The sequence below is a fragment of the Pseudomonas sp. SJZ080 genome (assembly GCF_007828295.1).
GTDB lineage: Bacteria > Pseudomonadota > Gammaproteobacteria > Pseudomonadales > Pseudomonadaceae > Aquipseudomonas > Aquipseudomonas migulae_A.
On the sequence record NZ_VIUK01000013.1, the window covers coordinates 54,561 to 67,126 of the forward strand.

Genomic DNA, 12,566 nt, shown 5'->3' on the forward strand with positions numbered 1-12,566 from the left:
TTTCATCGGGGTTGCTTCCAGAGGGATGTGAATGATCAGTCAGCGAAGCGCGCCCGCTTGAAGCCCAGGTCGGCCCGAAGGCCGCCTCGCGCTGCTGTGGCGGTGGTCGCCGCCTCACGCCCTGAGCCTATCCGCCAACCTGTGACTATCTCCATCGGCGCTTCTCCAAGTAACCCGCCGTAAGGGCGGAACCATAAGCCGCCGTGACCGAAGAAACGGATTTACACCCAATCAACAGAGCGATTGTTACATTTCCTGCAAAGCTGAATCGGCCCCCGCCCCCTTTATCGATCCCAACCAAGGACTAAACTTCAAAGCATCAGAACCACCCCGGAGCCGACAAAAATGAAACCCCTGACCACCCTGCTTCTGACCCTCCTCGCCACCTCCGCCATGGCCGCCACCAACGAGCCAGCGGCCACCCCCTACAACCCGGCGCAACCGCTGGACATCGCCAAAGTGGTTTCAGTCACCGACACCGCAACCGCCTGCGACGTCGTGCCGGCAACCATGGTCTACATCGATCATCAAGGCCAGACCCACAGCGTGACCTACTCAGTCATGGGCAACTGCACCAGCAGCCTCTAAAGCCGGGCAACCCACGACTCACACGATCAGCCGTTTCGCCTGCAACGCCAAATCATGCAGACCAGCCAACCGCGCCATGATCCGTTCGACCACCTCGACCCTGGCCACCGCACCGCTTTGCAGTTCACCCATCGAGTGCAACGCCACCCCAGCCTTCTCCAGACCCAGACGGGTTGACCCGGATAACTGCTGAAGCCCTTGGCGTGCCTGCTCCGCAGACTGTTCCAGCCCTGTGGCGATTTGCCGGATCTGCGCACTGGAGTCCGCCGCCTGGCGCGAGAGATTGCGCACCTCATCGGCGACCACCGCAAACCCTCGGCCATGGCTGCCCGCCCTCGCCGCCTCAATCGCCGCGTTCAGCGCCAACAGGTTGGTCTGACGGGCAATGTCCTGGATGCTGCCGACAATCGCGCCGATGCGCATCGACTGACTGCCGAGCTCATCGAACACCTGATCCAGACGCTGCATATAGAGGTTCAAATCCTCCAGCACAGAGGCCGAAGACTGCATGCTCTGCGCACTCGCCTTGACCCGTTCCCCGGCCGTGCGCGCCAGTTGATTGGCGAAACGCATGTCCTCCTCGGTTTGCAGCACCGACTCGGTCAATTGCTCCAGCTTGACCTGCAAGCCGATTTTGTCAGTGGGTTGTTCTTTTTCAGGGGTCATAGCAGCGTCCAGGTGTAGCTGAGGATCAGTCGGTTTTCGTCGATATCACTGCGGTAGTTCGAACGCGCCATCACATTACGCACACGAATCCCGAGGCCCTTGAGGCTACCGCTCTGCAACACATAGCCAAGATCAAGATCACGCTCGCGATCCTTGCCTTCGAAGCCCTGACCGGTGTCGACGTTATTGCCGGAGATGTAGCGCACAGTGCTGGTCAGCCCCGGCACACCCAACGCGGCAAAGTCGTAGTCGTATCGCGCCTGCCAGGAGCGCTCATCGGTGTAGGCAAACTCGTAGGTCGGGACCTCGTTGCCCAGCGGCGAGATGTTGGCAAAGACCCGAGGGAATGCGCTGTCACCGAACATCCCCTGATAACCGACATAAAACGTGTGACCACCGCGCTTGGCCGACAGCAGCGAGAAGAACGCCTGGTTATCGATGTTACCCAACAGCTTCTTGCCGTCTTCGCGCGAATCGTAATAACCAAGGTTGGCACCCAGAATCCAGTCACCTGTCGGCTGGCTGTGCTTGAAGCCGAGAAAGCGCTGGTTGTAGATATCTTCCAATTGCCCGAACCAGGCACTGACCGAGCTGCGTTTATCATTGAAGGCGTAATCGGCGCCGGCAAAATTGAAGCCATCGCTGCTGACCTGACGCTGCGGAACATGACCAAGCATGGCCTGCATCTTTTCGTCGCCGGCCTCGTTGCGCAGGCTGGTGGTATTCAAGTGACCGCCCTGCAGGGTCAGGCCATTGATCTCATTGGAACTGATGCTCGCGCCTTGATAGCTGGGCGGCAGCAAGCGGATATCACTGAACGCCAGCACCGGCAGATTGGGTTGCAACTCACCCACTTTCAGCTCGGTTTTGGAGTAACGCACCTTCAACGCCGCTTCGAGACGGCTGTAATCATTCGCCGCGCGCCCGTCATCCTTGACCGGCAGCAAACCGGTATTGACCCGGTCCGGGCTGCTGTCGAGTTTGAGACCGAGCAAGCCGATCACGTCCACGCCAAAACCGACAGGGCCTTGGGTGTAACCGGATTTGACGTTGAGGATGAAGCCCTGCGCCCACTCTTCGGCCTTCGACTGTTTGTTCGCCCCGACGATGTCGGAAAAGTCCCGGCTGAAGTAGTAATTACGTGCTTGCAAGGTGGCCGTGGTGTCTTCGATAAAGCCGCCCTCGGCGGCCATCGCCCCCGCGGAGAAACCCGAGACGACCGCCATGGACAACACTGAGCCGGTTGCTGGAAAAATCTGTTTCATCGTTTTATCTCTTATTTTTATTGATCGACAGGTTGAAGAGCTTCAGCCGCCGCGCTTTCGCGACGGGCGTTTAACAACACATGGGTGACCATGCCGAAAATCAGCCCCCAAAAAGCCGCGGACAGACCCAACAGCGACATACCCGACGCGGTGGTGAGAAAGGTCACCAACGCCGCTTCGCGATCACCCGGCACCGCCATGGCGCCGGCCAACGCCCCGGCAATCGCGGCGAACAGCGCCAGCCCGGCGAGTGCCGCGATCAGTTCTTTGGGGAACGCCGAAAACAGCGAAACCAGGGTGGCGCCGAAGATCCCCAGCACCAGATAACAGAGCCCACCGACAACTCCGGCCACGTAGCGTTTACCAGGGTTCTCATGGGCCTCGCGGCCGGTACAAATGGCTGCGGTGATCGCAGCCAGATTCAGCCCGTGACAGCCGAACGGAGCCAACAGCGCCGTGCCCAGCGCACTGCTGGCGATGATCGGGCCGGCCGGCGTGGCGTAACCGCTGGCGCGCAACACCGCCATGCCGGGCACGAACTGTCCGGTCAGCGCCACCATCACCAGCGGCAACGCAATGTTCAGGGTGGCGCTCAGGCTGAACTCGGGCGTAATCCACACCGGCGTGGCCAAGCCGATCACCAACGCTTCGCTGTGCAAATCGCCAGCGAGAAAGGCCATCGAGCAACCCACCAGCAGCACCATCAACACCGCATAACGCGGCATCAGCCGTTTGCAGATCAGGTACGTGACAAACATCGCCAGCACCAACAGCGGCTTGCCCTGCAACGAGACGAACAAGCCCGTGCCGAAACTGAACAGAATCCCTGCCAGCATCGCTGCCGCAATGGCTGCGGGGAGTTTGCCGATGATCCGGTCAAACGCCCCCGACACCCCCACCAGGAAAATGATCAGGCTGCTGACCAGATACGCACCCACCGCCTCCGGCATGGAGATCCCCGGCAACAGCGCCACCAGCAACGCTGAGCCCGGCGCCGACCACGCGATAATCACCGGCACGCGGTAACGCAGGCTCAAACCGATGCCGAGCACCGCGCTGCCGATGGAGATCGCCCAGACCCACGATGACAGCACTTCCCGCGACAGCTGCGCCGTCTCGGCGGCCTGGAAAATAATCACCAACGGGCCGGCGTAGGAAATCACTGTGGCAATGAATCCGGCGACCGCCGCCGACAGGGAAAAGTCCCGGACTAACGCCCTCATGAAGCTTCGCCGACAGACCCGCCCGTCGTACCGTGGCGCACGTCCGCCAACGCCTGTCGGGTGCTGCGCCGGCTGCTGATGGCAAACACCGTCATGGCAATCGCGGCCACCGCGCCGGGCAAGGCAAACGCCATGAAGTTGAGTTGCAGCGGCAGGCTGATCCCGAGCAACGCGCCGCCCAGCAGCGGACCGACAATCGCGCCGTTGCGCCCGATGCCCGAGGCCCAGCCCAGACCGGTGGAGCGAATGGTCATGGAGTAGAACTGCGCGGCGCAGGCGTACAGCAGAATCTGCGAGCCGATGGTGGTGGCGCCGGCAATGGCGATCAGCAGGTACAACACCGGCATCGGGCTGTTGAAGCCCAGCAAAGTGATCGACACCGCCGCCAGGGCAAAGAACACCGCCAACACCCGCGGCAGGTTCAGTTTGTCACCCAGAACGCCGCCGCCGACCGCGCCGAAAATCGCGCCGAAGTTGAGCACCAACAGGAACGACAGGCTCGAACCCAGGCTGTAACCGGCGTTGGCCATCAGTTTCGGAAGCCACGAACTCAAGGCATAGACCATCAGCAGGCAGCAGAAAAACGCCAGCCACAGCATCAGCGTGCGCAGCGCCCGCCCCTCGCGAAACAGTTGCAGCACGGGGGTGCCGGTGCCCTTCACTTCGCTCATGTGCAACTGATCGCTGGTCTGCGCGATGTACGCCGGTTCGACCCGCTGGAGAATCGTGCGTGCTTCTTCATTGCGTCCCTGACGCAGCATGAAACCCACCGACTCGGGCAGGAAGTACATGATCAGCGGCAACAACACCAACGGCAGCACCGCGACGTAAAACACCGATTGCCAGCCGAAGCTCGGGATCAGCACGATGCCCAGCCCCGCCGAGAGCATGCCGCCCACGGAGTAACCGCTGAACATGATCGCCACCAGCGTGCTGCGGATTTTCTTCGGCGCGTACTCGTTCATCAGCGCAACGACATTAGGCATCACCCCGCCGATGCCCAGCCCGGCGATAAACCGGCAGATTCCAAACTCGGTGGGATTACGGGCAAAACCGTTGAGCACGGTAAAACCGCTGAAGAGCATCACGCAGATCGTAATGGCTTTCTTGCGGCCGATCCTGTCCGAGAGCGGGCCGAAAAACAGCGCGCCGAACATCATTCCAAACAATGCGTAACTTCCCAGCGCGCCGGCCTGCAAGGGACTGAGCCCCCACTCTTTCATCAGCATCGGCAGCACGACTCCGTAAATCACCAGGTCGTAACCGTCGAAGATGATGATCAGGGCACACCAGAACAGCACCATCCAGTGGAAGCGATTGAATCGTGCGTTGTCGATAACCTCATGTACGTCAATCTTGCGCATGGCATTTATCTCTTGTTGTTGTTTTTTTCAGAGCGTCGGTAAAGCGGCTAACGTCCCGTAAAGCCGAGGGTAAAGTTGCCAGGCGCGGGGCAATATCCGCTTTGCGCAGATCGCTATCCGTTTTGTGCAGGGCCCTGAATCGGGCGCGGGAGGGAGGGATCTCGCGGCAGGCTTTGCTCCTGCGCGACAAACAGTTTTCCTGGCGATTAACTTTGGACGCCAAGCCGGGGTCTATGGATGACCCCGACTACTGACACCTGCTGACCCTTGCGGCCGAACAAGTCAACGCATACCTCACTGAAGCCCGATCACGGCCGGGCCTTCTCCAGTGCCTCTCGCAGTTGTGCCGCCGTGGCGTATTCGTGCTCAGCGACCACTTGACCGTCCTTGAGCTCCAGCCACAACACTTTATCCACAGCCCCGGGATAGCGCGGCGCCACGCGCCCGTCACGGTCAAGCATCACGCGATAGGAATAATCGCGCATGGCCGGTACTGCGAACATCTTCGCGATCAGCCGAGGCATTCGCTGGATATCCGCGACAAATACTGCGTGCCGGGCTTCCAGATAACCCTTGGGCTGGCCCTGCAGTGCGGCGTCGACCAGTTTCGCGGCGTCCATGCTGCGCGCCACCAGCAGCGTCTGAGTCTGGTTGTCGAACGTAAAGGCCTGATCGAATTGATCAAGCAAGGTCCACGGCGCCAGCCGTTCCCCCACCTCCAGTGCCTGAGCCCAAAGAGGCACAAGACTGAGCAATAACACGGGCCATAATTTCACGACATTCCCCTTCGTTGAGGCGCTGGAGCGCAATGAATCCAGTCTACACCGCCTGTATTGCACACTTGTTCGCCGTAACAACAATCGAAGAAACCCGCTGATACCCGAGCGCCGATGACGTCTGTCGGGCCATTACGACGTCGTTTCAATGCAAAGCTTTCAGGTTGTCGCATTTGAACGCTAAGCTTGGGCCTATGGATGACTCAGATTATTTACGCCTGCTGACCATCGCGGCCGAGCAAGCCAACGCGTTCCTCTCCAATGCCCGCAAATGGGAGCGTGAGCGTTGGGTGTGCCAGCGCCTGCTGCAAGGCCTGAACATTCCTTACCGCGTCGACGAGTTCACCCCCGCCGGGGAACCGCCGGATGTGCTGTTTCGCGATGCGAATTTCGAAGTGTTTTTCGTGCTCGACGAGGGCCGGCGTCTCAATGATGAATGGCGCGATGAGCTGCAGCGGCGGCGCAGTGCGTTTTCCCTGAGTTCGCTGGTGCGCCGCGAGGCCAAGCCCAGACGCATTCCAGCCAATGAATTTTTGCTGAGACTGGCGCCAACCTTGCGCAAGAAAGCGCACAACTACAAAGAACGCGGCATGGATTTGGGCGAGCTGGACATCATCGCCTTCGCCAGCCTCAAGCGCGAAGTCCTCGACCTCAACAGCCATTTCCCGCCGCCCACCGAATACTTGCGCCAGGGCTGGCGCTCGTTGTCGCTGGTGGGCCCGACATTCGCTCGCGTGCTGTTCGCCCATCCGGATGCACCGGACTTTCTGCGCAGCAACCTGGGGCGCAGCATCCTCTTTGATGTCGGGATCAGCCTGTGAGCCCATTGCAGGAACTGATCGCTGAAGTCCCGCAAATTGGCCGTGTTCGCTGGATTGGCGTACGCCCCGCACCTCACGTGCCGATGATCGAACTGGACGCCGTAGAGGCGCGACTCGAGGCCGGGTTGACCGGTGATCGCGCTCGCCCTGGCGCACGTAATGCGCGACAAGTGACGTTGATTCAATGGGAACATCTGGCGGTGATCAGTTCGCTGATGGGCCGTGCGGAAGACAATCCGGTCTTGCCTGATGACTTGCGACGCAACCTTGTTATCAGCGGTATCAACCTGTTCAGCCTCAAGGGCCGTCGCTTCAAAATCGGCCAGGCGATTTTCGAAACCACCGGTTGGTGCCAACCTTGCGCGCGCCTGCAAAACAACCTTGGCCCTGGAACCTTTCAGGCCGTTCGCGGCCATGGCGGAATCACTGCACGAGTGTTACAAAGTGGAATCATTCGGCTGGACGATACAGTCAGCGTCGAGCCGATTCCCGCCAGCGGCTATGCTCCGTTCAACGTGGGGTAAAAACCCCTGTAGCTTCTACACATTCAGCAACGTCTACCCCTGACGAGGCCCGATATGACCAGCCGCCTGAACCCCGACGACCAGAAGCATGTCGAAGAGTACCTGCACCTGTCCCAGCACCGAGTCGAGCGCCGGCCTTTCCGGCCGTGGATGCTCCTGGTGGTGGTATTGGCAGTGACCATAGGCCTGGGCCTGTTGAGCCGACTTATCAGTTACCTGACGCTATGAGCTGCTTTGCGCTCGCTCGGGTAATTGCACCGATTTCTTTTAGCCTTGCGAGATATCCCCATGACTCATCGTATTGTCATCGTTGGCGGCGGCGCCGGCGGTCTGGAGTTGGCTACCCGTCTGGGTAAGACTCTGGGCAAGCGCGGCACGGCCAGTGTGATGCTGGTCGACGCGAACCTGACCCACATCTGGAAACCGCTGTTGCACGAAGTGGCGGCCGGGTCGCTGAACTCTTCCGAAGACGAACTCAACTATGTCGCCCAGGCGAAATGGAACCACTTCGAGTTCCAGCTGGGGCGCATGAGCGGGCTTGATCGCGCGCAGAAAAAAATCCAGTTGGCCGCCACTTATGACGAAGCCGGCCTGGAACTGGTGCCGGCGCGTGAAGTGTCTTACGACTCGCTGGTGATCGCCGTCGGCAGCACCACCAACGATTTCGGCACCCAGGGCGCAGCGCAGCATTGCCTGTTCCTCGACACCCGCAAACAGGCCGAGCGTTTCCACCAGCAACTGTTGAACCATTATTTGCGCGCCCACGCCGGGCAAACGGATGTGGTGCAGCAGATCAGCGTAGCGATCGTCGGCGCCGGCGCCACGGGCGTCGAACTGGCCGCCGAATTGCACAACGCTGCGCATGAACTGGCGGCGTATGGCCTGGACCGGATCAAACCGGAAAACATGCACATCACCCTGATCGAAGCCGGTCCACGGGTACTGCCAGCATTGCCGGAACGGATCGGCGGCCCTGTGCATAAAACCCTGGAGAAACTCGGGGTCAACGTCATGACCAATGCGGCCGTCAGTGAAGTGACCGCCGATAGCCTGATCACCGCCGATGGCAAAGTGATCAATGCCAGCCTCAAGGTCTGGGCCGCCGGTATTCGTGCGCCGGGTTTCCTCAAGGACATCGATGGTCTGGAAACCAACCGCATCAACCAGTTGCAAGTGCTGCCGACGCTGCAAACCACCCGCGACGAAAACATCTTCGCCTTCGGTGACTGCGCGGCCTGCCCGCAGCCGGGCACCGATCGCAATGTGCCGCCGCGCGCCCAGGCTGCGCATCAACAGGCGTCGTTGCTGGCCAAGTCGTTGAAGCTGCGGATCGAAGGCAAACCGTTGCCTGTGTACAAGTACACCGACTACGGCTCGCTGATTTCGCTGTCACGTTTTTCGGCTGTGGGTAACTTGATGGGCAACCTGACCGGCAGCGTGATGCTCGAGGGTTGGCTGGCGCGGATGTTTTATGTGTCGCTGTACCGCATGCATCAAATGGCGCTGTATGGCGCGTTCCGCACGGCGATGTTGATGTTGGGCAGCAAGATCGGGCGCGGAACAGAGCCGCGTCTGAAGCTGCATTAACGCGATCTGGTGTGGGAGCGGGCTTGCTCGCTCCCACATTCGATCTCCGTTGTTTTTAAGATCCGTGTCTTACTGTATCTCCCACGCGATTTCGCCCCTTCGCTTACAAACTCCTCCCTTGCGCGACACAGTAGCGATACACCCCGCCCGCTAAATGACCACATCCGAGCAAGGCACCCACCCAGCCAGCTACGGTTATCGCCGCACTTACGTGGCGTCTTTTATCGAACGGTTGTGTCGTGCAACCCAGGAGAATTGAAATGTCCCGTACCACCAAAAACACTGTCGGTTTGCTCGGCGCAGTCCTGGCCGGCGGCATGATGTTGACCGGCTCCGCTTTCGCTTCGCAGCCTTTGACCCAGGGCTACCTGCTGGCCTCGGCCGAACAAGTGGTGAAAACCCCTGAAGGAAAATGTGGCGAAGGCAAGTGTGGCGATGCGTCGATGGCAAAAACCGACACCGACGGTGACGGCAAGGTGTCCCGCGCCGAATTCCAGAAAGTCGCACCGAAGTCCAACTTCGACAAGATCGATACCAACCACGACGGCTTCATCGACGAGCAAGAGGCTTACGACAACGTGAAAGCCAACTTTGAAGCCAACGGCAAAAAAATGCCAAAAGGCCTGTTCGAGCACCTGAAAGACCAGGACGGCGCCTAAGCCTCCCAGAAAAAAAGCCGCGCTTCTCGATCGAGAAACGCGGCTTTTTTCGTCTGGGTTTACACCCGGCTACCGAATCCGTCAAACCTCGTCAGAACAATCCGACTTCTGACGGCGCTCATGAATCAGGTCGACAATCTGGCATTCGGGTTCGTAGCCGTTGACCGTATCGCGCAACAGCGTACGAACCTGCACATAGTCATCCGCTGCGACAGCCTTCAACAGCGCTGAAATCGCCTGTTTGAAGTCTTCCCACGGCAAATGCTCTTCGTCGGCGCGCATGATCATCGCGTGTTCGGTCGGGGACACGTTGTCACCGATCAGCAACTCCTCATAGAGCTTTTCGCCTCGGCGCAGGCCAGTAAACTCGATCGCAATGTCCCCGTTCGGTCGATCTTCGCTACGCAGGGAAAGGCCGGACAGGTGGACCATCTTTTCCGCCAGGTCGGCAATCTTCACCGGTTGTCCCATGTCGAGCACAAACACGTCGCCACCCTGCCCCATCGAACCCGCCTGGATTACCAGTTGCGCGGCCTCGGGAATGGTCATGAAATAGCGGGTCATGTTCGGATGGGTCACCGTAATCGGCCCGCCATTCTTGATTTGCTCGCGAAACAGCGGGATCACCGAACCGGACGAACCCAGCACATTGCCGAAACGCACCATGGTGAACCGGGTCGAGTTGGTGCAAGGCGTCGTGAAATGCTCGCCCAACAGCAACGGATTGGACTCACGACTCAAGGCCTGCAGCGTCATCTCGGCCAGCCGCTTGGTGCACCCCATGACATTGGTCGGTCGCACCGCCTTGTCGGTGGAGATCAGCACGAAGTGCTCAACCCCCGCCTGCACGGCCGCCTGCGCAGTCTGCAAGGTCCCGAGGACATTATTCAGCACGCCTTCGGCAACGTTATGCTCGACGATCGGTACATGCTTATAGGCGGCGGCGTGATAGACCGTGTTCACGTTCCAGGTACGCATCACGTCCAGCAGTCGCTCACTGTTGCGAATCGAACCGAGGATCGGCACCAGCTCCAGGCTCATTCCCTCGTTTTGGATCAACCTCTCCAACTCGCTATGAATGCTGTAGAGATTGAACTCACTGTGTTCGAACAGAATCAGCGCCGTCGGTTTGCTGGTGAGGATTTGCCGGCACAGTTCGGAACCGATGGAACCGCCCGCTCCTGTCACCATGACCACCTGGCCACGAATGCAGCGCTCGAAAAGAGCCTGCTGCGCCGCAACCGAGTCTCGTCCTAGCAGGTCGATAATGTCGACTTCCTGCAGATCGCTGACACTGACCCGGCCATTGGCCAGATCCATAAACCCTGGAATCGTCCGCACATGCACCGGATAAGGCTCAAGCGCTGCGAGGATCTCACGGCGCCTGGCACGCGACGCCGATGGAATAGCCAGCAAGACTTCGGTTGCGCCAGTGTCTTCGATCAGTCCTTCGATATCCGTAGACGGATAGACCTTGAGCCCGGCGATCACTCGACCTGAAATGCTGGGGTCATCATCGATAAAAGCGACCGGACGCATCGCCTTTTCCATGCGCAGTGCCGCTACCAACTGATTGCCTGCCGCCCCGCCGCCATAAATGGCGACCTTGGTAGCCTCGTCGTCCTGGCGCAGGAACGGAACATGCTGTCCGGCGAGAAACCAGTCGCCGAGAAAATACTGGCGCATGAACAGGCGCAGGCCACCGACCATCAACAAGCTCAGCCACCAGTAATTGACGATCAGCGAGCGTGGCACCAATACGTCGGGGCGGTACAAATAGACATAGACCGTCAACAGCAGCGCCGACAAGGTCACGGCCTTGAAGATACTGAGCAGGGCATCGTTGCCGAAATAACGCATCACCGCGCGATACAGGCCGAGGTTGATAAAGATGGGGATTGCAATGACCGGCGCGGCAGCAAACAGCCACGCATAATCCCCAAAAGGATTTACTGGTCGTTCAATACCCAGGCGCACGACAAACGCCAGCCAGAGCGCCACCCAGACCAGCACAATATCAATCAGCAACTGCAAGACGCGCTTATAGCTACGCGGCAGATTCAATAAACGCTCACGCATTACACGATTTCCCTTCGCTCGACTTACTGCCTGCAATCCACCCACTCCCTGTCACACTCGCTGCTCCAGAAAGTCTTTCGCGGTCTTGGCCAACGCCCCATCCACACTGATCGCCGGGGTCCATTCGAGCAACGCTTTGGTTTTCCCGATATCAACCTGAAGCGACCCGCACAGACGCTGGGACAAGGCCTTTTTCCCCAACAGTTGCGCAGTGCCGCTCAACAGCCACATCGGCAATGGCAGCAGGCGCGCCGGCCGGCCCAACGCACGGGCCATACGTCGCAGCAGATCACTGGTGGACAAGTCCTCGTCATCACTCACCAGGAAAACCTGGTTGGCAGCGGCGGGGTGATGAATGCAAGTCATAATCAGGTCGACCAGATTGTCCAGGGCCACCAGGCTGCGCTTGTTGGTAATGGCTCCCAACGGCAATGGCACGCCCTTATTGAGCCAACCCATCATGCTGCGAAAATTGGCCTTCACCCCCGGGCCATAGACCAACACCGGACGAATGATCACCACTTCCATCCCGGTTTTCGCCGCGAGGGCCTGCAAAGCCTGCTCGGACTCCAGCTTGGAGACGCCATAAGGGTCCAGCGGAGCAGGCTGATCATCGGCCGTATAAGGATGGCCGGGCGGCGTCCCCTCACCATTGACCTTGATCGAACTCAGGTAGATGAAACGCCGGACACCGGACTGGGCTGCTTGCTCCGCCAGACGTAACGTCCCCTGAACATTGGCACGACGAAAGGCGGCCAACGGATCAGCTTCGCGCTCATTCATGACATGCACGCGGGCAGCACAGTGAATCACGACTTCGACGCCTTCGAGTGGAACCTGCCAGTCGGTGTCCGGCTCAAGTCCGGACACCTGACAGACTTCCAGGCGGGGCGAGGATTGCGGCGGTAACTGTCGATAGACAGCCCGCACTGCAAATTGAGGATCAGTCAGCAGACGAGCCTGAACCGCAGCCCCGACAAAGCCGCTGGCCCCCGTCAAAAGGACTCGCATCAT

General features: G+C 59.6%; 13 protein-coding genes. 6 read left to right on the top strand and 7 right to left on the bottom strand.

All coding sequences use genetic code 11. The features are described 5' to 3' along the window. Positions 1 to 345: 345 nt before the first annotated feature. On the top strand, positions 346 to 588 hold the full coding sequence (locus tag FBY04_RS17940; protein ID WP_145315968.1) for a DUF2790 domain-containing protein: 243 nt from the start codon (positions 346 to 348) through the stop codon (positions 586 to 588). Positions 589 to 606: 18 nt separating this feature from the next. On the opposite strand, the gene FBY04_RS17945 is transcribed toward FBY04_RS17940, so the two are convergent. The 5 genes from FBY04_RS17945 to FBY04_RS17965 all read right to left on the bottom strand — a co-directional run bounded on the left by FBY04_RS17945 (position 607) and on the right by FBY04_RS17965 (position 5,882). After that, positions 607 to 1,254, bottom strand: coding sequence for a methyl-accepting chemotaxis protein (locus tag FBY04_RS17945; RefSeq protein ID WP_084319392.1), 648 nt, complete (start codon positions 1,252 to 1,254; stop codon positions 607 to 609). Next, a complete protein-coding gene (locus tag FBY04_RS17950; RefSeq protein WP_084319394.1) occupies positions 1,251 to 2,519 on the bottom strand; it encodes an OprD family porin in 1,269 nt (422 codons plus the stop codon). The genes FBY04_RS17945 and FBY04_RS17950 overlap by 4 nt, the downstream gene beginning before the upstream one ends. A gap of 17 nt (positions 2,520 to 2,536) precedes the next feature. Further along, positions 2,537 to 3,742 carry a benzoate/H(+) symporter BenE family transporter gene (locus FBY04_RS17955; RefSeq protein WP_145315970.1) on the bottom strand — a complete coding sequence of 402 codons (1,206 nt, stop codon included), beginning with the start codon at positions 3,740 to 3,742 and terminating at the stop codon, positions 2,537 to 2,539. Next, positions 3,739 to 5,106, bottom strand: coding sequence for an aromatic acid/H+ symport family MFS transporter (locus FBY04_RS17960; protein ID WP_145315972.1), 1,368 nt, complete (start codon positions 5,104 to 5,106; stop codon positions 3,739 to 3,741). The genes FBY04_RS17955 and FBY04_RS17960 overlap by 4 nt, the downstream gene beginning before the upstream one ends. A 308-nt stretch (positions 5,107 to 5,414) precedes the next feature. Continuing rightward, positions 5,415 to 5,882: an FAD/FMN-containing dehydrogenase gene (locus FBY04_RS17965; protein ID WP_084319400.1), complete on the bottom strand. Its 468-nt coding sequence runs from the start codon at positions 5,880 to 5,882 to the stop codon at positions 5,415 to 5,417. 194 nt (positions 5,883 to 6,076) lie between these two features. On the opposite strand from FBY04_RS17965, the gene FBY04_RS17970 reads away from it, so the two are divergent. The 5 genes from FBY04_RS17970 (at position 6,077) to FBY04_RS17990 (ending at position 9,473) form a co-directional block, all read left to right on the top strand. Then, positions 6,077 to 6,703: a DUF1780 domain-containing protein gene (locus tag FBY04_RS17970; RefSeq protein ID WP_084319402.1), complete on the top strand. Its 627-nt coding sequence runs from the start codon at positions 6,077 to 6,079 to the stop codon at positions 6,701 to 6,703. Beyond that, positions 6,700 to 7,227: an MOSC domain-containing protein gene (locus FBY04_RS17975; protein WP_145315974.1), complete on the top strand. Its 528-nt coding sequence runs from the start codon at positions 6,700 to 6,702 to the stop codon at positions 7,225 to 7,227. The genes FBY04_RS17970 and FBY04_RS17975 overlap by 4 nt, the downstream gene beginning before the upstream one ends. A gap of 54 nt (positions 7,228 to 7,281) precedes the next feature. Further along, positions 7,282 to 7,455, top strand: coding sequence for a DUF3094 domain-containing protein (locus tag FBY04_RS17980; RefSeq protein WP_032830895.1), 174 nt, complete (start codon positions 7,282 to 7,284; stop codon positions 7,453 to 7,455). A gap of 60 nt (positions 7,456 to 7,515) precedes the next feature. Then, positions 7,516 to 8,814 carry an NAD(P)/FAD-dependent oxidoreductase gene (locus FBY04_RS17985; RefSeq protein WP_084319406.1) on the top strand — a complete coding sequence of 433 codons (1,299 nt, stop codon included), beginning with the start codon at positions 7,516 to 7,518 and terminating at the stop codon, positions 8,812 to 8,814. Between the two features lie 260 nt (positions 8,815 to 9,074). Continuing rightward, on the top strand, positions 9,075 to 9,473 hold the full coding sequence (locus FBY04_RS17990) for a hypothetical protein (protein WP_084319408.1): 399 nt from the start codon (positions 9,075 to 9,077) through the stop codon (positions 9,471 to 9,473). Positions 9,474 to 9,554: 81 nt separating this feature from the next. Here FBY04_RS17990 and FBY04_RS17995 read toward each other — a convergent pair whose 3' ends face one another. Then, the gene (locus FBY04_RS17995) at positions 9,555 to 11,552 is read right to left on the bottom strand and encodes a nucleoside-diphosphate sugar epimerase/dehydratase (RefSeq protein ID WP_145315976.1); all 1,998 of its coding nucleotides are present in this window, start codon (positions 11,550 to 11,552) and stop codon (positions 9,555 to 9,557) included. Between the two features lie 51 nt (positions 11,553 to 11,603). Continuing rightward, a complete protein-coding gene (locus FBY04_RS18000; RefSeq protein WP_145315978.1) occupies positions 11,604 to 12,566 on the bottom strand; it encodes an SDR family oxidoreductase in 963 nt (320 codons plus the stop codon).

Excerpts from the sequence above, each read along its gene's own strand:
- FBY04_RS17985 (WP_084319406.1), top strand. The coding sequence starts at position 7,516 with ATGACTCATCGTATTGTCATCGTTGGCGGCGGCGCCGGCGGTCTGGAG.
- FBY04_RS17955 (WP_145315970.1), bottom strand. The coding sequence starts at position 3,742 with ATGAGGGCGTTAGTCCGGGACTTTTCCCTGTCGGCGGCGGTCGCCGGA.
- FBY04_RS17980 (WP_032830895.1), top strand. The coding sequence starts at position 7,282 with ATGACCAGCCGCCTGAACCCCGACGACCAGAAGCATGTCGAAGAGTAC.
- FBY04_RS17970 (WP_084319402.1), top strand. The coding sequence starts at position 6,077 with ATGGATGACTCAGATTATTTACGCCTGCTGACCATCGCGGCCGAGCAA.
- FBY04_RS18000 (WP_145315978.1), bottom strand. The coding sequence starts at position 12,566 with ATGATGCGAGTCCTTTTGACGGGGGCCAGCGGCTTTGTCGGGGCTGCG.
- FBY04_RS17940 (WP_145315968.1), top strand. The coding sequence starts at position 346 with ATGAAACCCCTGACCACCCTGCTTCTGACCCTCCTCGCCACCTCCGCC.
- FBY04_RS17945 (WP_084319392.1), bottom strand. The coding sequence starts at position 1,254 with ATGACCCCTGAAAAAGAACAACCCACTGACAAAATCGGCTTGCAGGTC.
- FBY04_RS17995 (WP_145315976.1), bottom strand. The coding sequence starts at position 11,552 with ATGCGTGAGCGTTTATTGAATCTGCCGCGTAGCTATAAGCGCGTCTTG.
- FBY04_RS17950 (WP_084319394.1), bottom strand. The coding sequence starts at position 2,519 with ATGAAACAGATTTTTCCAGCAACCGGCTCAGTGTTGTCCATGGCGGTC.
- FBY04_RS17990 (WP_084319408.1), top strand. The coding sequence starts at position 9,075 with ATGTCCCGTACCACCAAAAACACTGTCGGTTTGCTCGGCGCAGTCCTG.
- FBY04_RS17960 (WP_145315972.1), bottom strand. The coding sequence starts at position 5,106 with ATGCGCAAGATTGACGTACATGAGGTTATCGACAACGCACGATTCAAT.